The organism is Pseudomonas sp. RA_105y_Pfl2_P56 (assembly GCF_963970845.1).
GTDB classification, from domain to species: Bacteria; Pseudomonadota; Gammaproteobacteria; order Pseudomonadales; family Pseudomonadaceae; genus Aquipseudomonas; species Aquipseudomonas baetica_A.
Genome location: NZ_CAXAPL010000012.1, coordinates 45,550 through 67,407, shown reverse-complemented (window position 1 = coordinate 67,407; position 21,858 = coordinate 45,550). Strand labels below are relative to the sequence as shown.

22 protein-coding genes are annotated in these 21,858 nt (G+C 60.6%); 14 read left to right on the top strand and 8 right to left on the bottom strand.

The annotated features are described in order from the left end of the window. Positions 1-53: 53 nt before the first annotated feature. The 4 genes from AACY11_RS10730 to AACY11_RS10715 all read left to right on the top strand — a co-directional run bounded on the left by AACY11_RS10730 (position 54) and on the right by AACY11_RS10715 (position 4,945). Complete coding sequence (locus tag AACY11_RS10730; protein WP_339433225.1) at positions 54-1,670, top strand: L,D-transpeptidase family protein; 1,617 nt, start codon at positions 54-56, stop codon at positions 1,668-1,670. Between the two features lie 75 nt (positions 1,671-1,745). Further along, complete coding sequence (locus tag AACY11_RS10725; protein ID WP_339433224.1) at positions 1,746-2,630, top strand: LysR substrate-binding domain-containing protein; 885 nt, start codon at positions 1,746-1,748, stop codon at positions 2,628-2,630. Positions 2,631-2,729: 99 nt separating this feature from the next. Continuing rightward, entirely contained in the window at positions 2,730-3,845 is a 1,116-nt protein-coding gene (gene aguA / locus AACY11_RS10720; protein ID WP_339494705.1) for an agmatine deiminase, read from the top strand. 2 nt (positions 3,846-3,847) lie between these two features. Continuing rightward, the gene (locus AACY11_RS10715) at positions 3,848-4,945 is read left to right on the top strand and encodes an extracellular solute-binding protein (RefSeq protein WP_339494704.1); all 1,098 of its coding nucleotides are present in this window, start codon (positions 3,848-3,850) and stop codon (positions 4,943-4,945) included. 104 nt (positions 4,946-5,049) lie between these two features. Here AACY11_RS10715 and AACY11_RS10710 read toward each other — a convergent pair whose 3' ends face one another. Further along, the gene (locus tag AACY11_RS10710; protein WP_339466118.1) at positions 5,050-5,667 is read right to left on the bottom strand and encodes a DNA-3-methyladenine glycosylase family protein; all 618 of its coding nucleotides are present in this window, start codon (positions 5,665-5,667) and stop codon (positions 5,050-5,052) included. Positions 5,668-5,735: 68 nt separating this feature from the next. Further along, positions 5,736-6,818: a bifunctional transcriptional activator/DNA repair enzyme AdaA gene (locus AACY11_RS10705; RefSeq protein WP_339433220.1), complete on the bottom strand. Its 1,083-nt coding sequence runs from the start codon at positions 6,816-6,818 to the stop codon at positions 5,736-5,738. A 109-nt stretch (positions 6,819-6,927) separates the two neighbouring features. On the opposite strand from AACY11_RS10705, the gene AACY11_RS10700 reads away from it, so the two are divergent. The 4 genes from AACY11_RS10700 (at position 6,928) to AACY11_RS10685 (ending at position 11,153) form a co-directional block, all read left to right on the top strand. Further along, entirely contained in the window at positions 6,928-7,341 is a 414-nt protein-coding gene (locus AACY11_RS10700; RefSeq protein WP_339494702.1) for a VOC family protein, read from the top strand. A gap of 292 nt (positions 7,342-7,633) precedes the next feature. Beyond that, a complete protein-coding gene (locus AACY11_RS10695) occupies positions 7,634-8,248 on the top strand; it encodes a biliverdin-producing heme oxygenase (RefSeq protein WP_339494700.1) in 615 nt (204 codons plus the stop codon). Then, complete coding sequence (locus AACY11_RS10690; protein WP_339494699.1) at positions 8,245-10,482, top strand: ATP-binding protein; 2,238 nt, start codon at positions 8,245-8,247, stop codon at positions 10,480-10,482. Before AACY11_RS10695 ends, AACY11_RS10690 begins: the two co-directional genes overlap by 4 nt. Before the next feature lie 83 nt (positions 10,483-10,565). Next, positions 10,566-11,153 (top strand): LysE family translocator, encoded by a 588-nt coding sequence (locus AACY11_RS10685; RefSeq protein ID WP_339494697.1) that lies wholly within the window; start codon positions 10,566-10,568, stop codon positions 11,151-11,153. Positions 11,154-11,174: 21 nt separating this feature from the next. Here AACY11_RS10685 and AACY11_RS10680 read toward each other — a convergent pair whose 3' ends face one another. The 4 genes from AACY11_RS10680 to AACY11_RS10665 form a co-directional block, all read right to left on the bottom strand. Then, a complete protein-coding gene (locus tag AACY11_RS10680; RefSeq protein ID WP_339494696.1) occupies positions 11,175-12,008 on the bottom strand; it encodes an AraC family transcriptional regulator in 834 nt (277 codons plus the stop codon). A gap of 35 nt (positions 12,009-12,043) precedes the next feature. Then, positions 12,044-12,547, bottom strand: a complete 504-nt coding sequence (locus AACY11_RS10675; RefSeq protein ID WP_339494695.1) for a VOC family protein — start codon at positions 12,545-12,547, stop codon at positions 12,044-12,046. A 127-nt stretch (positions 12,548-12,674) separates the two neighbouring features. After that, entirely contained in the window at positions 12,675-13,343 is a 669-nt protein-coding gene (locus AACY11_RS10670; RefSeq protein ID WP_339433214.1) for a class I SAM-dependent methyltransferase, read from the bottom strand. A gap of 113 nt (positions 13,344-13,456) precedes the next feature. Next, positions 13,457-13,822 carry a DUF6124 family protein gene (locus tag AACY11_RS10665; RefSeq protein ID WP_339433213.1) on the bottom strand — a complete coding sequence of 122 codons (366 nt, stop codon included), beginning with the start codon at positions 13,820-13,822 and terminating at the stop codon, positions 13,457-13,459. 563 nt (positions 13,823-14,385) lie between these two features. On the opposite strand from AACY11_RS10665, the gene AACY11_RS10660 reads away from it, so the two are divergent. The 6 genes from AACY11_RS10660 to map all read left to right on the top strand — a co-directional run bounded on the left by AACY11_RS10660 (position 14,386) and on the right by map (position 19,763). Then, the gene (locus AACY11_RS10660; protein WP_339433212.1) at positions 14,386-14,841 is read left to right on the top strand and encodes a (2Fe-2S)-binding protein; all 456 of its coding nucleotides are present in this window, start codon (positions 14,386-14,388) and stop codon (positions 14,839-14,841) included. A gap of 20 nt (positions 14,842-14,861) precedes the next feature. Beyond that, complete coding sequence (locus AACY11_RS10655; RefSeq protein WP_339494693.1) at positions 14,862-17,024, top strand: xanthine dehydrogenase family protein molybdopterin-binding subunit; 2,163 nt, start codon at positions 14,862-14,864, stop codon at positions 17,022-17,024. Position 17,025: 1 nt separating this feature from the next. Beyond that, positions 17,026-17,604: a hypothetical protein gene (locus AACY11_RS10650; RefSeq protein ID WP_339466123.1), complete on the top strand. Its 579-nt coding sequence runs from the start codon at positions 17,026-17,028 to the stop codon at positions 17,602-17,604. A gap of 63 nt (positions 17,605-17,667) precedes the next feature. After that, on the top strand, positions 17,668-18,633 hold the full coding sequence (locus AACY11_RS10645) for a sensor domain-containing diguanylate cyclase (RefSeq protein ID WP_339494691.1): 966 nt from the start codon (positions 17,668-17,670) through the stop codon (positions 18,631-18,633). Between the two features lie 114 nt (positions 18,634-18,747). Beyond that, on the top strand, positions 18,748-18,975 hold the full coding sequence (locus AACY11_RS10640; RefSeq protein WP_221734137.1) for a ParD-like family protein: 228 nt from the start codon (positions 18,748-18,750) through the stop codon (positions 18,973-18,975). Beyond that, positions 18,972-19,763 carry a type I methionyl aminopeptidase gene (map, locus tag AACY11_RS10635; protein WP_339433208.1) on the top strand — a complete coding sequence of 264 codons (792 nt, stop codon included), beginning with the start codon at positions 18,972-18,974 and terminating at the stop codon, positions 19,761-19,763. The genes AACY11_RS10640 and map overlap by 4 nt, the downstream gene beginning before the upstream one ends. 108 nt (positions 19,764-19,871) lie before the next feature. Here the strand turns inward: map and AACY11_RS10630 are convergent, their stop codons facing one another. Both AACY11_RS10630 and AACY11_RS10625 read right to left on the bottom strand, forming a co-directional pair. After that, a complete protein-coding gene (locus AACY11_RS10630; protein WP_339433207.1) occupies positions 19,872-21,026 on the bottom strand; it encodes an ABC transporter ATP-binding protein in 1,155 nt (384 codons plus the stop codon). 17 nt (positions 21,027-21,043) lie between these two features. Continuing rightward, entirely contained in the window at positions 21,044-21,853 is an 810-nt protein-coding gene (locus AACY11_RS10625) for an ABC transporter permease (RefSeq protein WP_339433206.1), read from the bottom strand. Between the last annotated feature and the right edge of the window lie 5 nt (positions 21,854-21,858).

Here is a 21,858-nt window from a genome sequence, read left to right as displayed (position 1 = left end):
ACCTGATGTAAGGTTGGCCATCATCAAGATGGCCATGGATTGGAGTAAAGCAGTTGTTCAAAAAGTACGCATGCTACTTGAGCATTTGTTTGCTCGCTGCGCCGTTTGTCGCTTGTGCCGATGATTCGTTGCCGCCCTTGCAGACGCTGCCCACGCCGCCGGCCGAAATGCCCGTCGAGCCGCAAAGCCCGTTGCAGGCTGTGCTGATCGGTCTGCCACACGCATGCCCGGCCATCGCCGCGCACCTCAACGGCCCCGCACTGGAGCGACTCAACGCCTTTTATCAGCAGCAGGACTGGATGCCGGTGTGGGCCAGTGAGTCCGGGCGGTTGCAGGCCTTGCACGGGCAATTGCAGTTGTTGGCCGACGATGGTCTCAACCCGAACCGCTACCCGGTCGCGATGACCCCGCCCCAGGATGGCGAGTTATGCGCCGATATCGATATCAGCCGCTATTACCTGCAAGCCTTGCAGGATCTGCATTTCGGTCGATTGCTGCAATCTCATTTCGAGCCGCTCTGGCGTGCCGACGATACGCCGCGCGACCGTCAGACTGAATTGCTCGCAATCGCCGTACCGGGGCTAAATGACCTTCGCGCAGCGTTCGACCTCGCACGTCCGCATCTGGCGCAGTACCAGAGCCTGCGTCAGCTCTACGCCGCGCAACGGCTCAAAGCCTTGCCACAATGGCCGTCAGTCGGCAGCGGACCGCTGCTGCGCCCGGCCATGGAAGACAAGCGTGTGCCGGATCTGGCGCTGCGCCTCTATAGCGAGGGTTATCTGGCCGACTACATCGCCCCCCCCGCCAATGCCTACGACGATGTGCTGGTGGAGGCGGTGAAAAACTTTCAAACCAATCATTCGTTGCAGGCTGATGGTGTGGTGGGGCCGGGGACAATTGCCGAACTCAATATCAGCCCGCTGGCCCGCCGAGACCAATTGCGGGTCAACCTCGAACGGTTCCGTTGGCTGGCGCAAGACATCGAGCCCAATGGCCTGCTGGTCAACGTCGCCGCTGCCGAACTGACGCTGTATCAGGGCGGCAAACCCGTGTGGCAGACCCGCACGCAAGTCGGTCGCGCCGAACGCCAGACGCCGCTGCTCAAGTCGCGCGTTACGCGCCTGACCCTGAACCCGACCTGGACCGTGCCGCCGACCATCTGGAAGGAAGACAAGTTGCCGGCGATCCGCAAGGATCAGACGTTCCTCAGCCGCCAGAACCTGCAAGTGCTCGATGCCAACGGTCAGCCCTTGGCGGCAGCCGACATCGACTGGGATAACCCCGGCAATATTCTGCTGCGTCAGGACGCCGGGCCGCGCAACCCGCTGGGGCAGATGGTCATCCGCTTCCCCAACCCGTTCTCGGTGTACCTGCACGACACGCCGAGCAAGGCGCTGTTCGACAAGGGGCCGCGAGCATTCAGCTCCGGCTGTGTGCGGGTCGAGCACCCGATGCAACTGCGCGACCTGCTGCTCACCCCGGCAGAAAGGGCCCGCACCGAGACCTTGCTCGCCACGGGCACCACCCATGAGTTTCGCTTGGCGGCGCCGGTGCCGATCCTGATGACCTACTGGACGGTGCAAGTCGACAGCGCGGGCCATGTGCGCTATTCGCCCGACATCTACAGCCGTGACGGCGCATTGCTGGCGGGGCTGGACAGGGCGCATTAAGCGTCTGCGGGTGCTTGGTTTTCTGAGCACCCGCGTTGCCGGTCAGCATGGCCCACAAAAAACGGATCTATTTCCATGCGACGACTTCCCTCATTGGCGGCCTTGCGCACGTTCGAATGTGCCGCCCGCCACGCGCATTTCGGTCGAGCGGCGGCGGAGTTGTGTGTCACCGACAGCGCCGTCAGCCATCAGATTCGCCAGCTCGAAGAACAGCTCGGCGTGTCGCTGTTTATCCGTGAAGGCCGACAGATTCGTCCGACCATCGCTGCCGGACGCCTGATGCAAAGCCTGCAGCAGGCCTTCGAACTGATGGGCGATGCCTGCGATGAGTTGCGCGATCCGTCGTCGCTGGCGGTCCTGCGCCTGGCTGTCACCGCTGAGCTTGCACAAAAGTGGCTGATGAGTCGCCTCTCCGATTTCTATGCACGCTATCCGCACATCACTTTGCACCTCTATGAACAACCCATCGACGCGAGTGCACCGGGCGAGGACATCGACCTGGCCATCACTTACGGTACCGGCCCGGTGGACAGCAGCGCCTACTTCGTCCGGCCTTTGCCCGACCTGCAATTCTTCCCGGTGTGCAGCCCTGGCCTGTTCAATCAGGGCAGTCTGAAAACGCCCAAGGACCTGACGCGCCACTGCTTGTTGCACGACGACCAGGACGGCAAGACCTGGACTGCATGGCTGACCCGCCACGCCGGCGATCAGCGCCCGGAGCGTCAGCTGTATTTCGCCCATGCCGGGTTGGCGCTGGAGGCCGCCGCGCAAGGGCAGGGCGTGGCGATGGGCGACAACCTCACCGCGCAGGAAGACTTGCAGAGTGGCCGACTGGTGCGTCCCTTCACATCGAGCATGACGGCTCTGGGCCAATACGCGCTGGTTTGCGAGCGCTTGCGGCTAGAGCGTCCGGCCGTGGCGCAGATGCTGGAATGGTTCAACGATCAACTGGCCGATTGATGAGTTGAATTCAACTGTTCCGAAATAATCATCGTTGGCGGGCCAACGCCCTGCGACCTTAGCCTGTGGTCATTCCCATCCCGAAGACGAGGTTTGACCATGGCACGTTTGCTCGACTCCACCCCCAAACACGACGGCTTCCGTCTGCCTGGCGAATTCGAAGCCAAGTCCGGCTGCTGGCTCGGCTGGCCGGAACGCACCGATGTCTGGCGCAACGGCGCCAAGCCTGCGCAGAAAGTCTGGGTGCAGATCGTCACCGCCATCTCCCGCAGCGAACCGGTCACCGTGTGTGCCAGCGCCGCGCAATTCGCCACCGCCCGCCGCCAGTTGCCACCCCAGGTGCGCGTGGTCGAGATGACCTGCAACGACACCTGGTTCCGCGACAGTGGCCCGTGCTTTGTGGTCAATGATCAGAGCGGCGAAGTGCGTGGCGTCGATTTCGAATTCAATGCCTATGGCGGACTCGACGGCGGGCTGTATTACCCGTGGGACAAGGACGACCAGATCGCCAGCAAAATCCTTGAGATCGAGCGTTTCGACCGCTATCGCGCGCCGTTGATTGCCGAGCTCGGCGGGATTCAGAGCGACGGCCAGGGCAGCATCCTCACCACCGAACAGTGCCTGCTCAACCGCAATCGCAACCTGCATATGGGCAAGGACGAAGTCACCCGGCGCCTGACCGATTACCTCGGTGCCGAACAGGTGATCTGGCTGCCACGCGGGTGCAAGTTCGATGAAACCGATGGCCATGTCGACGACCTCGCCTGTTTCGTTCGTCCCGGCGAAGTGGTCTTGCAGTGGACCGACAACCGTGATGATCCGCAGTGGGAAATCTACCAGGAAGCCTACGACATCCTGCGCAGTACCCGCGACAGTCGTGGCCGTGAGTTGATCGTGCACAAACTGCCGCAACCGGACGTGCTCGAATGGACCGCCGAAGAGGCCGAAGGTCTCGATCAGCAGGACAGTACCCACACCCGTCAGGCCGGCACGAAAATCTGTGCTTCGTACATCAACTATTACGCCGGCAATAGTTCGATCGTGGTGCCGCTGTTTGGTGATCGTCAGGACAAAGTCGCGCTGGCGACGCTGGCCCAATTGTTCCCGCAGCACAAGATCGTCGGCATCGAAAACTCCCGGGAAATCCTCCTCGGCGGCGGCAACGTCGCGTGCATCACCATGCCGCAATACGCCGGCCTGAAAAAAGGAGCCTGAGCATGGGCCTGCACAAACTGACTCAAGCGTTAATGCTGGTGCTTGCACCCCTGTGTGTGCAGGCCGCCGACACCGACAAACTGGTGGTCAATCTGTACATCTGGGGCGAATACCTGGCCCCGGATACGTTGAAGAATTTTGAGGCGAAAACCGGCATTCGTGTGGTGGCCGATCACTTTGATTCGCTGGAAACCGTCGAAACCAAACTGCTCACCGGGCGCAGCGGTTATGACCTGGTGCTGACCGCCGGCCAGCACTTGTCGCGGGCCATCCAGAGCGGCGCGATTCAACCGATGGACAAGGCCCGCGTGCCGCATTTCGCCGGGGTGGGTGAGGAGTTTCGCCAGCACATGGCGGTGTTTGATCCGGGCAATCGTTATGCAGGGATCTACGCCTGGGGCACCACCGGTGTGGGTTATCAGCAAGAGGCGATCAAACAGCGTCTGCCCGATGCGCCAACAGACAGTTGGGCCATGCTGTTCGATCCTGCGGTGGTGTCGAAATTCGCCGATTGCGGGGTCAGTCTGCTCAACGATCCCAACGAAGTGTTCGCCGCCGTCATGAAGTACATGGGGCTGGACATCAACCGGCAGAATCTCGATGACTTGAAATTGGCCGAGCAGCAACTGGCGAAGATCCGCCCGTACATCCGCTACTTCGACAATGACCTGAACATCAGCGATCTGGCCAATGGCAACACCTGTGTGGCGATGTCATGGAACGGCAACGTCGCCATCGCCGCGGGGCAGGCGCAGGCAGCCAACAAGCCGTTCACGCTCAGCTACCGGATACCGAAACAGGGCACGCTGATCTGGTTCGACGCCATGGTCATTCCCAAGGATGCGCCGCATCCGCAGGCCGGGCTCGCGTTGATGGACTACCTGATGACCCCCGAGGTGATTGCGCCGATCACCGACACCATTCACTACGCCAATGCGATTACCGCGGCCGATGGGTTGGTCGATGCGGCGATTCGTCATGATCCGGGGACGTATCCCTCTGCACAGGTCAGGGCTTCGCTGTACAGCAAGAATGACAATGGCAAGGCGTTCAATCGGGCGTTGATTCGGGCATTCAGCCGGTTGAAGTCTGGCCTGTAAATGGGCGTTAAATCGACTGATGTCTTCGCGAGCAGGCTCGCACCCACAGGAAACTGCATTACAAATGTGGGAGCAGGCTTGCTCGCCAAGAACGATAACGCCGTCTACGACTTGGGCACCCGCCACAAATACCACGCGGCCACCGTCCGAAACGGACGCCAGTGCACCCCGATCTCAACCATCTGCTTGCGCGTCGGCTGCTCCTCCAGCCCCTTCAAACGCCGGTAGCCTTCACGCACGCCAAAGTCGTCCGCCGGCAAAATGTCCATCCGTTCCAGGCTGTAGATCAGTAGCATCTCCACCGTCCAGCGCCCGATTCCGCGCAGGCTGACGAGCCGCTCGATCAGCGCCTCATCATCCATCGCCAACGCCGTGGCGTAATCTGGCACCACGCCGTCCAGCGTGGCTTGGGCGATGCCCTGAATCGTCGCAATCTTGCCCGCGGAAAACCCGCAGCCACGGATGCGATCAACATCGGTCGCCAGCATCTGCTCCGGCCGCGGAAACGATTGCCCGGGAAACAACCCGACCAATCGCCCGACAATTGCATCCCCGGCCTTGGCATGCAGTTGCTGATAGGCAATCGAGCGCACCAGCGACTCGTAGGGATCCCGCGCTGGATAAGGTTGATGCAGGCAAGGGCCAACAGTGGCGACGAGCCGCTGCCAATCGGTATCGATTGAGGCCAAAAACGCACTGGCTGTGCGATAAACATTCGCCATGCTAATTCAGCAAGTCATCGATTTCAGGAGTGTTCATCGAGATTCCTTTTGCTGGCTGAGTCCAATCGTTAGAAAAGCCAAGGCTGCGTGAGTTGTCGCGCCGCGTTTTCGAGCCTCAGCAGAAAGGCCTTGCGTGGTTGTCCTCCACCATACCCGGTGAGCGAGCCATCCGCGCCGATCACCCGATGGCAAGGCACCACAATGGCCAGACGGTTGTGCCCGTTGGCCAGGCCGACAGCGCGACTGGCGCCGGGTTTGCCCAAACCGGCAGCAATCGCGCCGTAGGTGGTGGTGTGGCCGTAGGGGATTTGCAGCAGTGCCGACCAGACCTGGCGGGCGAACTCGCTGCCGGGCAGGTGCAACGGTACGCTGAACGTGCTGAGGTTGCCTGCAAAGTAGTCGGCCAGTTGTTGTTCGATTTGCTGTAGCGGCGCGTTGTGCCCCGGTGCGACCGCATAGCCATATCGGCTCTGCAACTCTTCGACTTCCCGTGTCAGCGCTGGCCGATCAAGAAACTCCAGCAACACCAGCCCACGGCGCTCAGCCATGGCAATCATCGGCCCCAGCGGTGTGGTCAGCCGGGTAAACAGCAACGGTTCACTGTTGGCTGCGCGACCGGGCGTGATGTGGAACGACTTCTGAAACGCATCACGAAAACCGCTCAGCGATTCATAGCCGGAATCGAACGCCGCGTGGTCGATGGAGGTGCCTTGCTTGATTCCGCCCAGCGCCATACCGAGTCGGCGGGTGCGCAACCAGGCATGGAAGGTCATGCCGAAATGCTGCTTGAACCAGCGCCGCAATTTCAGCGGCTCGATGCCTTCGGCGAGCAGTTGCGCATCGCTCCAGCGCACCTCCGGATCGGCATCCACGGCTTTGAGCACGCTTTGTACCCAGTCCGGCGCAATGGCCGCCGCGTCCAGCGGTTTGCAGCGCAGACAGGCGCGATAACCGGCGGACATGCACTCGTCGGCATGGGCGAAGAATTCGACGTTCTCAGGTTTCGGCTTGCGCGCCGTGCAACTGGGGCGGCAGAAGATCCCGGTGGTTTTCACGGCCGTGAAGAACACGCCTTCATAAGCAGTGTCGCGTTCGAGCATGGCGCGAACCATCTCGGCGTGGGGCGGCAGGACAGTGGTTTGTATGTTCATGGCGTGAGAGTAAAACCAGTTTGTCGATGGCTCCACCGAAAAATCGACAGTGAATTTTTTTATATTTGCAGCACAATCACCGGGTCGCTGAATGTGAGGAATCAAACCCATGCACCCGTTCGTCATCCAACACATCGATCACATCGTCCTGCGCGTTGCGAACCTGCAACGCAGCATCGAGTTCTACGGCCAGGTGTTCGGCGCCGAAGTGGTCAAGCGTAACGAGCCGTTGGGGCTGGTGCACTTGCGTGCCGGCACCTCAATGATCGACCTCGTCGACCTGCAGGGCGAACTTGGCCGCAAGGGCGGCGGGGCGGCCGGGGCCGAGCGGCGCAACGTCGATCACTTCTGCCTGCGCATTGAACCGTTCAATGAGGACGCGCTGACTGCGCATTTGCAGTCTTTCGGGCTGACCGTGGGAAAAGCCGCCAACCGCTTCGGTGCCGAGGGCTACGGCCTGTCCCTGTACTGCTTTGATCCGGACGGCAATCAGGTCGAACTCAAAGGCCCGTGTGAGATTTAAGCGCGTTTCGCCTTCAACAGCGCCGAAGTCGCCCTCGACAACTGCCTGCGCAACAACGGTTACAGGGCCTGGCGAACTATTGGCCCATCGCCGTCGTGGTACCACGGGCAGGGGCGTTGGTCAGTCCGGTCGAACTTTCCGGATACCGAACCGCTCAGAAACAATCTGAGGCGTCCCTTTTGGCGAAAAAATTGATCCTTGCGGTCAGAAAAGGCGATTGGCGTGTAAGATTTCGCCCAATGTCTCTCCAAACCCCGCCTGGCCCCAAGTGGCCCCACCAAGAGCGATCTACATGCAAGCAAAGCCCCGTGAGGTTTATGTGCCACCGGTGTTGCAAGACCTACGAGCCGGGACTGCCGAGTTGCATATCGCGCTGGAAAAGCGTCTGCCTTTTTTCTCCGACGCCCTTGATGTGCCCGCCTTTAAGCGGCTGATCCAGGCCTATTACGGCTTTTATTTACCGCTGGAAAGCGCGTTGCGGGACAGCGATGCGATTCCCGCCGATTTCGATCTGTCACCACGCCTCAAAGCTCAGACACTGCACAGCGACCTGAAAGCCCTGGGGGATTGCGGGGCGGCGATCGACAGCTTGCCGATGTGTCAGCGGTTGCCACTGATCGACTCAAGCGCCGCCAGCCTTGGCGTGTTGTACGTGCTTGAAGGCGCGACCCTGGGCGGGCAGATTCTGCGCCGGGAAATCGCCAGCCGTTTGGGCCTTGATGCGCAAAACGGTGCCGCGTTTCTTGATGTTTACGGCGCCGCCACCGGTCGCCGCTGGCGCGAGTTCATTGAATACCTGGGCAGTCGCCCAATGCCCACCGCCGAACGCGAAGCCGTTGTGCTGGCGGCGCAAAACACATTCAGCTGTTTCGAGCGCTGGCTCGATAGCCGGGAGGTACTGGCATGAGCCCGCAAGACAAAGAAGCTTTTGAAAAACTGTTGGACAACTGTGCCGACGAGCCGATTCGTTTCCCTGGCGCCATCCAGCCCCACGGTTTGTTGCTGACCCTGAGCGAGCCTGCGCTGAACATCATTCAGGTCAGCGCCAACGTCGACACCTTGCTGGCCCGCACACCAGAGGATCTGATCGGCCTGCCGCTTGAGCACCTGATTGGCGACGCGCCAGCCCAGACCGTGCGCCAAGCGTTGCTGCAGTCGGCATTCTTCGATGCCCCGCCGCTGCATTTCCAGCTCAATGGCACTGCGTTCGAAGGTCTGCTGCACCGCCATCAGGGCGTGCTGATTCTGGAACTGGAAATCCACGTCGAAAACTTCCAGCCGCGCAACGTGGCCGGCAGACAGACCCACCTGGGGCGGATGCTTCAGCGCTTGCAAGCCGCCACTACGCTGCAGGCGCTGTACGACATCAGCGTCAAGGAAATCCAGGCCATGACCGGTTACGACCGGGTGCTGATCTACCGTTTCGAGGAGGAAGGGCACGGCCAGGTGATCGCCGAAGCCTCATCGCCGTCGATGGAAGTGTTCAACGGCCTGTTCTTCCCGGCCTCCGACATTCCCGAACAGGCTCGCGAGTTGTACCGCACCAATTGGCTGCGGATCATCCCTGATGCTGACTATCAGCCAGTGCCGCTGGTGCCGAAGCTGCGTCCCGATACGCACACCCCCCTGGACCTGAGCTTTGCCACGCTGCGCAGCGTGTCGCCGATCCACTGCCAGTACATGAAGAACATGGGCGTGCTGTCATCGATGAGCATCTCGTTGCTCAAAGGCGACAAACTGTGGGGCTTGATCAGTTGCGGCAACCGTCAGCCGCTGCACGTTCCACACGACCTGCGCATGGCTTGCCAGACTATCGGTCAGGTTCTGTCACTGCAGATCAGTGCGATGGAAGCGCTGGAACTCAGCCGCCAGCGTGAAGAAAAAGTCGACGCTTTGGCGTTGCTCAATCAGGCGATGATCGACTCGCCGCAAAATGTTTTCGACGGGTTGGCGAACCAGCCGCAAGTGCTCATGGCGCTGACCAACGCTGGTGGTATCGCCATCATTGAAGACAATCAGTTGCACCGTTACGGTCACTGCCCGGAACCGGAAGAAATCCGTGCGCTGCACAAATGGCTGCAAGGCACCGGTGAGCCGGTATTTGCCAGCCATCACCTGGCCAGCGTTTACCCGCCAGCCGCGCACTATCAACAGGTGGCCAGCGGCGTGCTTGCCATGAGCCTGCCAAAACCGGTGGATAACGGCGTGCAGTGGTTCCGTCCGGAGGTTAAAGAAAACATCAACTGGAGCGGCGACCCTCACAAGCCGCTGGATCTGGAAAACTCCGACGCTGGTTTGCGCCTGCGCCCGCGTACCTCGTTCGAAATCTGGAAAGTCGAGATGGCCGGTATCTCCACCAAGTGGAGCCACGGCGATCTGTTCGCCGCCAACGATCTGCGTCGTTCGGCGCTGGAAAATGACTTGGCCCGACAGGTATGCCGCGAACAGGAAGCGGTGCGCGCCCGCGATGAACTGGTCGCAGTGGTGTCGCACGATCTGCGCAATCCGATGACGGTTATCTCGATGCTCTGCGGCATGATGCAGAAGGCTTTCAGCTCCGACGGCCCGCACACTTCGCGCCGAATCTCCACGGCCATCGACACCATGCAACAGGCCGCCGGACGTATGAACACGTTGCTGGAAGACCTGCTCGATACCTCGAAAATCGACGCCGGGCGCTACGTCATCACGCCACAGAAACTCGATGTCGGGCAGATGTTCGAAGAGGCGCAAGCATTGCTCGCACCTTTGGCACTGGACAAGGACATCAGCATTTCCTTCGAGGCAGACCCCGATCTGCGCATCCACGCCGACCCCGAGCGATTGTTTCAAGTGCTGTCGAATCTGGTCGGCAATGCGATCAAGTTCACCCCGCGCTTGGGCACGGTCGGCGTCCATGCCAAATTGGTCGGCAATGAAATTGTCTTCACCGTGCGTGACAGCGGCGAGGGGATTCCCAGTGAAAACCTGCCCCATGTATTCGACCGTTACTGGACAGTGAAAGAGGGCAATCCGACGGGCTCAGGCCTGGGTTTGTACATCACCCAAGGCATCGTCGAGGCGCATGGCGGACGTATCGTTGCCGAGAGTGAGCCAGGGCAGGGCAGTGAGTTCCGCTTTACGGTGCCGCGTCTGGATTGATCGCAGGGGCATTTTCTTCAATACCGTGGTCAGGGCGCTGGTTACCGTGGACGCCTTGTTCCTTGGTTTGAAGCAGGTGTGCGATGAGTCTGATTGTTTCGATGGCGGCGTTTGCCCTGGCCGCGTCCATTACCCCCGGCCCGGTCAACATCGTGGCGCTGAGTTGCGGCGCGCAGTTCGGCTTTCGCGCCAGCCAACGGCATGTCGCCGGAGCTACGTTGGGCTTTGTCTTGTTGCTGGTGCTGATGGGCTTGGGGCTGCATGAAGTGCTCAAACTCTGGCCATTCATGACCCGCGTCGTGCAACTGGCCGGGGTGGCGTTTCTGCTGTTCATGGCCTGGAAGCTGGCGACCGACAACGGGCAGTTGAATGCCGGGGACTCGGGCCGCGCACCTTCGATGCTCTATGGCGCGGTCATGCAGTGGCTCAACCCGAAAGCCTGGCTGGCGTGCGTGGCCGGCATGGGCGCGTTTGTCGCCGATGGCGAGGCGCGGCTGGTCTGGCAGTTCGCGGCGGTGTATCTGGTGATCTGCTATCTGTCGGTGGGCTGCTGGGCGTATGCCGGGACGTTCTTGCGCGGCTACCTGGGCAACCCGGCGGGGATGCGCCTGTTCAACAGGCTGATGGCAGGGTTGTTGGCGGTGTGTGCGATTTATCTGTTGTTGCCTTGAAATCCTCACAGGGGATTGCTGTCAGCCCCGATACTGCCCCGGCGTCGCCGCCAGATGCTGTTTGAACGCCCGTTGAAAGTGCGCTTGATCGGCAAACCCCGCCTCAAGCGCCACATCGGCAATCAACCGTCCACTGCGCAACCGCTCGCGAGCGAACTGGATGCGCTGGTTGATCACAAACGCATGGGGCGTCATGCCGTAATGCTGCTTGAAGGCGCGGATCAGGTACGACGGCGACAACTGCGCCGCGCGGCAAATGTCATCGAGGCTCAGCAGATCGGTGCAGTGTTCGCGGATGTAATCGGCGGCGCGTTCAAGCTTGAAATTCGGCTCGCGCGATGGCTGTTCAGCCGGGTTCAGGCGCAATTGCAGATTCGTGAAAAACTCGACCGCAGCGCTCTGTTTTCGCAGCACATCCTGTTGCCCGTCGACGAGAATTTCGTATAACCCCTTGAGATCGCGGAACAGGCCGGCATCGTTGAGATGGGTGGTCGCAAAGCGGCGGAATTCAAGCTCGGCACTGAAGCCCAGTTGATGTTGCAAATCGGTTAGCCATGGCGTTTCGACGTACAGCATCAGGTATGACCACGGCTGATCATCGATCGGATTGCAGGCGTGCACATCACCGGGGTTCATCAACACCACGGTGCCGGCGGCGACTTCGAACTGCGCCTGTTCATGCACATACGTGCTGCGCCCGGCGGTAATCGCCCCGATGGAAAAGTGCGCATGAGAATGCCGCGCGTAGCAAACCTCGCGACCATCAGCGATACCCCGCGCCTCGATAAAGGGCAGAGCCTCGTCGCGCCAGAAACGCGGGGCTTTTTCAGGGTTTTTCGCGGCAGCGTGTTTCATCGACGTCGTTCCCGGCAGGCCAGGGCCCGAGTGTATTAGCTCTGGCCGGCAAAGGCGCGTTCCAGTTGGGCAATGTCGAGTTTTTTCATGGTGAACATGGCCTGCATCGCCCGTTGGGACTTGCGGGTGTCCGCATCCAGCATCATGTGCATGAACGCCACCGGCACGATTTGCCACGACACGCCGAACTTGTCCTTGAGCCAGCCGCATTGCTGCGCTTCAACCGGCCCACCGGCGCTAAGGTTGCCCCAGAAGTGGTCGACCTCTTCCTGGTTCTGGCAGTTGACCTGAAATGAAATGGCTTCGCTGAACTTGAACGTCGGCCCGCCGTTGAGGCCGGTGAAGGTCTGGCCGTCGAGCTCGAAACTGACGGTCATCACCGCGCCTTCCGGCTTGCCGTGAAATTCCTGACCGACCTTGCTGTAGTGGGTCAGGCCGGTGATTTTCGAGTGGTCGAAGATCGAACAGTAGAACTTCGCGGCGGCCTCGGCCTGATCGTCGAACCACAGGCACGGCGTGAGTTTTTGAAAGCGTTGCATGGCAGTCGTCCTCGGCAGGTTAGACACGCTGGATTAACAGCGTAGTCAGTTCTTGGTCGAACGGCGGTGCCGTAGATCGACAAGTGGGTGCGTGCTGGCTCCCACAGGGATCGCAGCGTGACTGAAACTAGCGCCGCTCAGCCACCATCAGCAACGACTGCGGCACAGGGCTTTGCGGATGCTGCGGTTCTTGCAGTGCGGCCAACTGGAAACCTGCCATGTCGAGCGCATTGATCCAGCTCGACAGCGTGCGGAAATACCACGGCATCGGCTGCCACTGGCCTTCGAACCCGGCGAAGGTCTCTTGCCGCCAACCATCCTGATAATCGCCCGCCGCGACGGCCCATGGGTGCAGCGTCTGGATCACCAGCACACCGCCGGGCACCAGCAAGGCGTTCATCGCCGCGAGCAGCGGGATGATGTCCTGATGCAACAGAGAGAAATTGGCGCAGATCAGGTCGTAGTCCCGCCCGATGTCCACATTCGCTTCAACCAGCGCTTCATAACTGGCGACATACACTTGCGATGCACCGGCCAAACGCGCCGCTTCAACCAATGTCGCGTCGCCATCCACGCCCACTGCAGCAATGCCCCGATCCGCCAGTGCCCGCAATAACCAGCCTTCGCCGCAACCCAGGTCGAGCACGCGCGCAGGTTGCCGGCCCATGATTGCCAGCAGGATCGCCTGATCGGTGACCTGCTGACGGCTTTCAATCGCGCCGCTGCGGACCACTTCGATCCAGACGTGGGCGTTGTCGTGCCAGCTCTGCAAAAGAGTGGATTCAGGGGAGGGCATGTCGTTGTCCGGACCGTTGAGTGGAGGATGCCGTGCGCAAAGATCAGTATGGACGCCGCGTTCAAGATCGCCATGCAGGATGCACTGGCCCTGCATGGCGAACCGTGTGGTACCTACTGCGGCAGGCGCAGTTTATCCAGCAATCGGTTGACCAACAGCTCGTTCAACATGATCACCTGTTGCAGCGCCAGCAGCGGTTTTCGCTCCGGGCCGCCCACCGAGTCGGCGATGTTACCGGCCATGGCATGAGCGTATGACAGCGACTCACAGGCTTCGACGAGCAGGGTTTCTTCATCCAGCGTGGGATCGACGAGAAAGACGGGGCGAAACTTGGGCGAGCTTGGCGGGGCCGACAGTGCTTCGGGTCTGAGGTAGTAGTCGAGGGCGCGATCAGTTGCTTCTTTGACCTTTTGCGGGTCAAGGGCGGGGTCGTGTGGGACTGGATCGGTGTGCGGTGGGTTTGGCGTGATTTTGAACATAGATAAAGCTCCAATTTAAAAAATGGGAGCCATCACCCTCGCTACCAAACGGTGGGTGGCGGCCATGCGCAGGTTGGTAGACCGGTTAAATTGGGAAACCCGGCGCTCACGAATGAGCCCCACGCATGCCCACCATACAAAGCTATACCTCAAAAAAGAGACAGCATCGAAGGTGTCGCAACAACGACAATTTAAAGCGGGCTACCAAACCCGATCACTGATTTGCAGTGACAGGGAAACGATACAACCCGCCCCACAGCCGTGTAAGCCGGCGGATTCTGGCGTACGCGTAGGTAACGGCGCAAGGTTTTGTAGCCTGTATGGCGTTACGCGGAGTGTCATTTAAACGCGCTCACGCAATGATGTTTACGCAGGGGGAATGTGGGTTAGCGAGAGTCTGCGACACCCTCACCATTCAGAGCACTCATGCATGACCGGTGGTCGCCGCATCTGGCCTAAAACGCAAATTGCGCTTAGCTCAATGGGATAAGCCCAAGCGTGCGCAGGCTTCGCGGCCGCAGCGACGCCCCTTCAGAACACCGTGAGTCTGAGGAAAATCCCCGATGCTGACCCTGAATATCAATGGCAAGGATCAGGAGCTCGATGTCCCCGCGGACATGCCGTTGCTCTGGGTTCTGCGCGATATCGCGCACCTGACCGGTACCAAATTCGGCTGCGGCATGGCCCAGTGCGGCGCCTGCACCGTGCATGTCGACGGTGCGCCGTTGCGCGCCTGTATCACCCCGGCCACCGCCGTCGCCCATGGGCAGAAAATCCTCACCATCGAAGGCCTGTCCACGGACGGCTCGCACCCGGTGCAGCAAGCCTGGGCAGAACTGGATGTGGTGCAGTGCGGTTATTGTCAGTCCGGGCAGATCATGTCCGCCGCAGCCCTATTGGCGAAAATCCCCAAACCCACCGACAGCGATATCGATCAGGCGCTCTCCGGCAATATCTGCCGTTGCGGCACTTATCCAAGAATTCGCGCCGCGGTCAAACGTGCGTCCGAAATCGGTTGAACCAGACGGGGAGACAGACCATGAACAGTCCCGTATCGCGTCGGGGTTTTCTCAAAGGCAGTGCCATGTTGGGCGGCGGTCTGGTGGTGGCGTTTGTGGTGCCCGGCGCCCATCGTTTTGCGTTGGCGGCGGAGAATGAGGGCAAGGTCTTTGCGCCCAATGCGTTCCTGCGCATTGCGCCGGACAACAGCGTCACCGTGCTGCTTGGGCATTCGGAGATGGGGCAGGGCATCTGGACCGGGCTGACCATGCTGATCGCCGAAGAGCTGGAGGCCGACTGGTCGAAGATTCGCGTCGAACACTCGCCAGCCTCGGCCGCCGATTACGGTCTACCCGGTTTTGGCGGCATGCAGATTACCGGCGGCTCGACCTCGACCTGGATGGAGTTCGACCGCTATCGGCTGGCGGGCGCTACGGCGCGGCAAATGCTGGTTGAGGCGGCGGCCAAGCGTTTTGACGTGGCGCCTTCGACGATTCGCACCGAGTCGGGCGTGGTGATCGCTGGCGATAAACGCGCCACTTACGGCGAGTTGGCGGACGCCGCCGGGCAATTGCCGGTGCCCGATCCGAAATCCATTACATTTAAAGAGGCCAAGGACTGGAAGGTCATCGGCAAACCCACGAAACGCCTCGATACCCCAGAGAAGATCACCGGCCGCGCCAGGTTCGGCATGGACGTGCAGTTTGAAGGGTTGATGACGGCGATGGTTGCCCGAGCGCCGGTATTCGGTGCCCGCGTCAAATCCTTCGAGGGCGCCGAAGCGCTGGCCGTGCCGGGCGTGCATAAAGTGGTGCAAGTGCCGACCGGGGTGGCCGTGATCGCCGAGCATTATTGGGCGGCGAAACTGGGCCGTGATGCGCTGAAAGTCGATTGGGACCTGGGGCCGCACGCAGACCTGAGCAGCGAGAACGTGCTGGAGCGCTTTCGCAAACTGGCCGCCACACCGGGCACGTCGGCCAGTCAGGCCGGGGATGCCATGGGCAACTTCGGTAAAGCGGCGAAAAAGATCGACGTTGAGTACAGCGTGCCATACCTGGCTCACGCGCCGATGGAGCCGCTCAATTGCACGGTGAAGATCAGCGCCCAGAAGTGTGAAATCTGGACCGGTACGCAATTTCAGACGCTGGACCAAATGATTGTCGGCAAGATCACCGGACTTAAACCCGAGCAGGTCGAAATCCACACCGAATTCCTTGGCGGCGGTTTTGGTCGTCGGGCCAATCCAACCTCCGATTTTGTGGCCGAAGCGGTGGAGGTGGCGAAAGCGGCGGGCATGCCGGTGAAAACCGTATGGTCGCGCGAGGATGACATTCGCGGCGGTTATTACCGTTCGATGTTCCTGCATCAGGCGCGTATAGGGCTGGGAGCCGATGGCATGCCGTTGAGCTGGCAGCATGTGCTGGTCGGGCAATCGATCATGACCGGTACGCTGATGGAGGCGACCATGGTCAAGAACGGCATTGACCCGACGTCGGTTGAGGGCGTGGCCGACAGCCCTTACGTCAAAGGTCTGGCCCATCATCAGGTTGAACTGCATTCGCCGCAGACCGGGATCAATGTGCTGTGGTTACGCTCAGTGGGGCACAGCCACACCGGGTTTGTCATGGAGTCGTTGATCGACGAAATGGCCGCTGCGGCAGGCAAGGATCCGGTCGACTACCGCCGCACGTTGCTCAAGGCGCATCCACGGCATCTCGGCGTGCTGAATCTGGCGGTGGAGAAGGCCAACTGGTCGGCGCCGCTGCCGGACGGGCATGCCTTGGGCGTGGCGGTGCACGAATCGTTTGGCAGCTATGTGGCGCAAGTGGCCGAGGTTTCTCAGGACGATCTGGCCATTCGTGTGCATCGCGTAGTGTGCGCGGTGGATTGCGGGATCGCGGTCAATCCACAGAGCATCGCGGCGCAGATGGAGTCGTGCATCACCTTCGGTCTGGGCATGGCGCTGCACAGCAAACTCACGCTCAAGGACGGCATGGTCACGCAGTCCAACTATCACGACTATCAGGTGCTGCGGCTCAACGAAATGCCGGTGGTTGAGGTGCATATCGTGCCCAGCCACGATAAACCCGGCGGCATCGGCGAGGCGGGTGTGCCGCCGACCGCACCGGCGGTGGCCAACGCCGTGTTTGCTTTGACCGGGCAGCGACTGCGCCAATTGCCGCTGCAATTGTCGGGGGTGTGAGATGAAACGACATCTGCTGTTGGGCGCACTGGTTCTGATGGGTGCAGGCGGATACGCCTCGCAACTGTTCGCCGATGATCAGCAAGCCTTGAAGGCGTTCGACACCATTCAGAAAGTATTCCAGAGCCCGCGTTGCCAGAACTGCCACATTCCCGGGGATTCACCCTTGCAATTCGATGCCGGCACGCCCCACGCGATGAACGTGGTGCGGGGCATGGACGGCAAGGGCGCCGCCGGTTTGCCGTGCGCAACGTGTCACGCCCAAAGCAATCCGCCCGCCAGTTACGGCCCCCATGCGCCTCCCGGTGCGCCGCACTGGAGCCTGCCGCCGGCGGCGCACAAAATGGCCTGGATTGGCCTGCCAGCGGACAAACTCTGCGCGATGATCAAGGACCGTTCGAGCAACGGTGATCGCGATTTTGCCGCGCTGATCAAACACGTCAGCGAGGACAAACTGGTGCTATGGGGCTGGAACCCCGGGGCAGGGCGTGCGCCGGTGCCGGTGCCCCACGACCTATTCGTGAACCAGTTCAAGCTCTGGGCCGATGCCGGCGGGCCGTGTCCGGTGGCGGGGGGATGAGAATCTGAGCCGTTGCTGAATTAGCGCTACGCTGAAGTGTATGGATGCCAATGGAGTGTGCGAATGCTGGTCCCAGGAAAAACCGCCAATGAAGACGCGCGCATTCAAGCGCTGCACGGACTCAACCTTCTCGATTCTGCTCCGGAGGAGCGTTTCGATCGACTGACGCGACTGGCCAGGCGCCTGTTCAATGTGCCGATTGCCCTGGTGACACTGGTCGACAAGGATCGGCAGTGGTTCAAGTCTTGTGTCGGGCTGGACGTCACGCAAACACCCAGGGACGTCTCATTCTGCGGTCATGTGATTCTCAAGGACGATTTGTTGCTGGTTCCCGACGCCCGCCAGGACGAGCGTTTCCATGACAACCCACTGGTCACCGGCGAACCGAACGTTCGCTTCTACGCCGGCTACCCGCTGACCGTGCCCAATGGCAACAAGATGGGCACGCTTTGCCTGATCGACACCAAACCCCGTGAACTCGATGACGAAGAACGTGCGCTACTGCGTGACCTGGCTGGTATGGCCGAGCAGGAGTTGATGGCGGTACAGATCGCGAGCATGGACGAGTTGACGCTGTTGTCCAATCGCCGTGGGTTCATGCAGTTGGCCCAGCACGCGCTGGATGCTTGCGCACGGCTGAACAGGCCGGCGACGCTGCTTTTCTTCGACCTCAATGACTTCAAGCAGATCAACGATCTCTATGGTCATGCCGAGGGTGACAGTGCGCTCAAGACCTTTGCCGACGTGCTGCGCATTGCCTTTCGTGAGAGCGACGTGGTCGGGCGATTGGGCGGCGATGAATTTGTCGCCTTGCTGACAGGCTCCAGTCACGTCGAAACCACGGCGATCATGGCGCGACTCAACGAGATTCTCCAGGAGCGCAACGCCATGTTGCAGCGTGGTTATGCGATTCGCTTCAGCGTCGGCCAGATCGAGTACGACGCCAAGCGCCATGACACTGTGGATCGGCTGCTGGCGGATGCGGATGGCGCGATGTATGCGCATAAGCAGGCGTTGAAGCGTGTCTGATTCAGATTAGTCATGCATTTGGGAATGGATTGTGTCGTCAATGTTCGGCGCAATGGTTTCGTTTACTCCGATGACTAATATATGATCCGTATACATTTCGTATCGGATTTTGCCATGGGCATCGTAAAGATTTCAGAAGACATGCACGAGAATCTGCGCATCTCCAGTAACGCCCTCAGCCGCTCGATCAACGCGCAGGCCGAGCACTGGATGCGCATCGGCATGCTCGCCGAGTTGCACCCCAACCTCGATCACAGCGCCATTTGCCGCTTGCTCATCCGCGCCGAGCAGAACGGTGGGCTGGATTTGCAAACACTGACTCAGGAAGCCGTCACCGCATGAGAAACCAGATCAAGATCAATACCCGGGCCGAGATCGCTCAATCGCGCGTCGCCGGCAAGCTCGCCGCCGAAGTGCTGGCGATGCTGGTGCCGCACGTCAAGGCTGGCGTGACCACGGATGAACTGGATCGGCTGTGCAATGACTACATCGTCAACGTACAGAAAGCGGTTCCGGCCAATGTCGGTTATCACGGCTTTCCAAAAACGGTCTGCGCCTCGGTCAACGACGCGGTGTGCCACGGCATTCCATCGGGCACACCGTTGAAGGATGGCGACATCGTCAACCTCGACATCGCGGTGATCAAGGACGGTTGGTTCGGCGATACCAGCCGCATGTATGTGGTGGGTGAAGCGACGCCGCAGGCGCAGCACTTGATCAAGACCACTTACGACGCCATGTGCGCCGGCATTCGCACGGTGCGTCCGGGTGCGACCCTGGGTGATATCGGCCATGCGATCCAGAGCCTGGCGGAGAAGGAAGGCTTCAGTGTGGTGCGCGAGTATTGCGGGCACGGAATCGGCAAGGTCTACCACGATGAGCCGCAGATCCTGCATTACGGTTTTCCCAATCAAGGCATGAAGCTCAAGGCCGGGATGATTTTCACCATCGAACCGATGCTGAACGCGGGTAAACGTCATGTGAAGAACATGCCGGACGGCTGGACTGTACTGACCAAGGACGGTTCGTTATCCGCGCAATGGGAGCACATGGTGGCGGTGACGGAAAGCGGGTTTGAAGTGTTGACGCCGTGGCCGGATCAGATTGAGGGTTTTGCCGCGATTAACTGAGGGCCACAAAACCTGTGGCGGCGAGCAAGCCCGCTCCCACAGATTTGACCGGCGATGGACGGTTTTTTGGATTCGCCCCACAGGGGGATTTGTAGGGTGTTGATGCGTTTAGTGAGCGCCGGCGGCTTTGTTCAGGTCGCTTTCGCTCCATTCGGTGTAGACGCAGGCATCGGCGGTGGCCCAGCGTACGCGTACCGGATCCCCCGCCTTGAGTGGCATGCCCGCCGCCGACAGCGCTTTGACGGTCATCGACGTCCCGCCCGAGGTCACCACGCTGCAGGTCTGGCTCTCGCCGAGAAACAGCACTTCAACCACCGTCGCTGACACCTCATTCCACCCCCCCATCAACGGCTCATCGCTCGCTTGCTGCACGCTCAGCGCCAAGGCTTTTTCCGGGCGTACCATCAGCAGCACATCCTGATCAGTGTGCAGGCCTGCGGTCAGTCGGATCGACAGCGGCTGCCCTTCAAAACTCGCGGCCGCATTGCCCTGCGCCTTGAGTTTGAGGAAGTTCGAGTTGCCGAGGAACGAGGCGACAAACGCGTTCGGCGGATTCTGATACAGGTCATACCCGCTGCCCAAACCAACGATCTTGCCGTGACTGAAAATCGCAATGCGTTGGGACAACCGCATGGCTTCTTCCTGATCGTGGGTCACGTAAACGATGGTGATGCCCAACCGACGATGCAGTTGGCGCAGTTCGTCTTGCAGGTCTTCGCGCAGTTTTTTGTCCAGCGCACCCAGCGGTTCGTCCATCAGCAGAATGCGTGGCTCATAGACCAGCGCCCGGGCGATGGCGACTCGTTGTTGCTGGCCGCCGGACAGTTGCGAAGGGCGGCGATGAGCGAACTGTTCAAGTTGCACCAGTTTGAGCATCGCATCGACACGCTTGTCGCGTTCGGCCGCAGCGAGTTTGCGGATCGCCAACGGGAAGGCGATGTTGTCGCGCACCGACAGGTGCGGGAACAGCGAGTAACGCTGAAACACCATGCCGATGTCGCGCTTGTGCGGCGGCACATTGACCAGCGACTGGCCGTTGACGAGGATCTCGCCGCTGCTCGGGGTTTCGAAACCGGCGAGCATCGACAGCGTCGTACTTTTTCCGGAACCGCTGGAGCCGAGGAAGGTGAGGAACTCACCGTCCTTGATGTCCAGGGAGATGTTGTCCACGGCGGCAAAGTCGCCGTAGTGCTTGTTCAGGTTGCGCAGGCTGACCAGGGGGTTGTCGTTCTGCTGGGATGCGTCTTTGATCACGGCACTCATGTCGTACTCCTGGGCGCTCAGGCGCTGATGTTGTTGCGCCGGCGCAGGGCGGCGGCGATCACCATGACCAATACCGACAGGCCGATCAGCAGCGTCGAAGCGACGGCGATCACCGGTGTCAGGTCCTGGCGCAGGGTGGTCCACATTTTCACGGGAAGGGTTTGCAGGGTCGGGCTGGCCATCATCACGCTGAGCACCACTTCATCCCACGAAACGAGGAAGGCGAAGAGGGCGCCGGCGACCATGCCCGGACGTATTGCCGGGAACGTCACCTTGAGCACCGCTTGCAGGCGTGAGGCGCCGCAGATCACTGCCGCGTCTTCGATCGACTGATCGAACAGCTTCAGCGAGTTGATGATCGAGATGATGGTGAACGGCAACGCGACGATCACATGGCTGACCACAAAGGCAAACATCGTCCCGGTGTAACCGAGTTTGAGGAACAGCGCGTACACCGCCACGGCGATGATCACCAGCGGCACGATCATCGGCAGAGTGAACAGGCCATAGAGCAATTCCCGGCCGGGAAAGCGCCCACGTACCAAGGCAAACGCTGTCGGCAGACCGAGGATCACGGCGCAGACGGTCGTCAGCACCGCCACCTTGAGGCTGGCGAGTGCCGCATTCATCCAGTCGGGGTTGGAGAAGAACTGGCCGTACCATTTCAGTGTCCACCCCGGTGGCGGGAACACCAGCCATTGGGACGAGCCGAACGACAGCAGGACAATGAACACGATCGGCAACAGCAGAAACAAACCGATCAGCCCGGTGGTGGTGTAGAGCCCGAAACGCATCCGGCGGCTCATGGCATTGGGAGTCAGGAGCATCTCGG

What these genes read in the sequence shown, in the direction of transcription:
- AACY11_RS10725 (WP_339433224.1), top strand. Translation starts at nt 1,746, where the DNA reads ATGCGACGACTTCCCTCATTGGCGGCCTTGCGCACGTTCGAATGTGCC.
- aguA (WP_339494705.1), top strand. Translation starts at nt 2,730, where the DNA reads ATGGCACGTTTGCTCGACTCCACCCCCAAACACGACGGCTTCCGTCTG.
- AACY11_RS10715 (WP_339494704.1), top strand. Translation starts at nt 3,848, where the DNA reads ATGGGCCTGCACAAACTGACTCAAGCGTTAATGCTGGTGCTTGCACCC.
- AACY11_RS10710 (WP_339466118.1), bottom strand. Translation starts at nt 5,667, where the DNA reads ATGGCGAATGTTTATCGCACAGCCAGTGCGTTTTTGGCCTCAATCGAT.
- AACY11_RS10705 (WP_339433220.1), bottom strand. Translation starts at nt 6,818, where the DNA reads ATGAACATACAAACCACTGTCCTGCCGCCCCACGCCGAGATGGTTCGC.
- AACY11_RS10700 (WP_339494702.1), top strand. Translation starts at nt 6,928, where the DNA reads ATGCACCCGTTCGTCATCCAACACATCGATCACATCGTCCTGCGCGTT.
- AACY11_RS10695 (WP_339494700.1), top strand. Translation starts at nt 7,634, where the DNA reads ATGCAAGCAAAGCCCCGTGAGGTTTATGTGCCACCGGTGTTGCAAGAC.
- AACY11_RS10690 (WP_339494699.1), top strand. Translation starts at nt 8,245, where the DNA reads ATGAGCCCGCAAGACAAAGAAGCTTTTGAAAAACTGTTGGACAACTGT.
- AACY11_RS10685 (WP_339494697.1), top strand. Translation starts at nt 10,566, where the DNA reads ATGAGTCTGATTGTTTCGATGGCGGCGTTTGCCCTGGCCGCGTCCATT.
- AACY11_RS10680 (WP_339494696.1), bottom strand. Translation starts at nt 12,008, where the DNA reads ATGAAACACGCTGCCGCGAAAAACCCTGAAAAAGCCCCGCGTTTCTGG.
- AACY11_RS10675 (WP_339494695.1), bottom strand. Translation starts at nt 12,547, where the DNA reads ATGCAACGCTTTCAAAAACTCACGCCGTGCCTGTGGTTCGACGATCAG.
- AACY11_RS10670 (WP_339433214.1), bottom strand. Translation starts at nt 13,343, where the DNA reads ATGCCCTCCCCTGAATCCACTCTTTTGCAGAGCTGGCACGACAACGCC.
- AACY11_RS10665 (WP_339433213.1), bottom strand. Translation starts at nt 13,822, where the DNA reads ATGTTCAAAATCACGCCAAACCCACCGCACACCGATCCAGTCCCACAC.
- AACY11_RS10660 (WP_339433212.1), top strand. Translation starts at nt 14,386, where the DNA reads ATGCTGACCCTGAATATCAATGGCAAGGATCAGGAGCTCGATGTCCCC.
- AACY11_RS10655 (WP_339494693.1), top strand. Translation starts at nt 14,862, where the DNA reads ATGAACAGTCCCGTATCGCGTCGGGGTTTTCTCAAAGGCAGTGCCATG.
- AACY11_RS10650 (WP_339466123.1), top strand. Translation starts at nt 17,026, where the DNA reads ATGAAACGACATCTGCTGTTGGGCGCACTGGTTCTGATGGGTGCAGGC.
- AACY11_RS10645 (WP_339494691.1), top strand. Translation starts at nt 17,668, where the DNA reads ATGCTGGTCCCAGGAAAAACCGCCAATGAAGACGCGCGCATTCAAGCG.
- AACY11_RS10640 (WP_221734137.1), top strand. Translation starts at nt 18,748, where the DNA reads ATGGGCATCGTAAAGATTTCAGAAGACATGCACGAGAATCTGCGCATC.
- map (WP_339433208.1), top strand. Translation starts at nt 18,972, where the DNA reads ATGAGAAACCAGATCAAGATCAATACCCGGGCCGAGATCGCTCAATCG.
- AACY11_RS10630 (WP_339433207.1), bottom strand. Translation starts at nt 21,026, where the DNA reads ATGAGTGCCGTGATCAAAGACGCATCCCAGCAGAACGACAACCCCCTG.
- AACY11_RS10625 (WP_339433206.1), bottom strand. Translation starts at nt 21,853, where the DNA reads ATGCTCCTGACTCCCAATGCCATGAGCCGCCGGATGCGTTTCGGGCTC.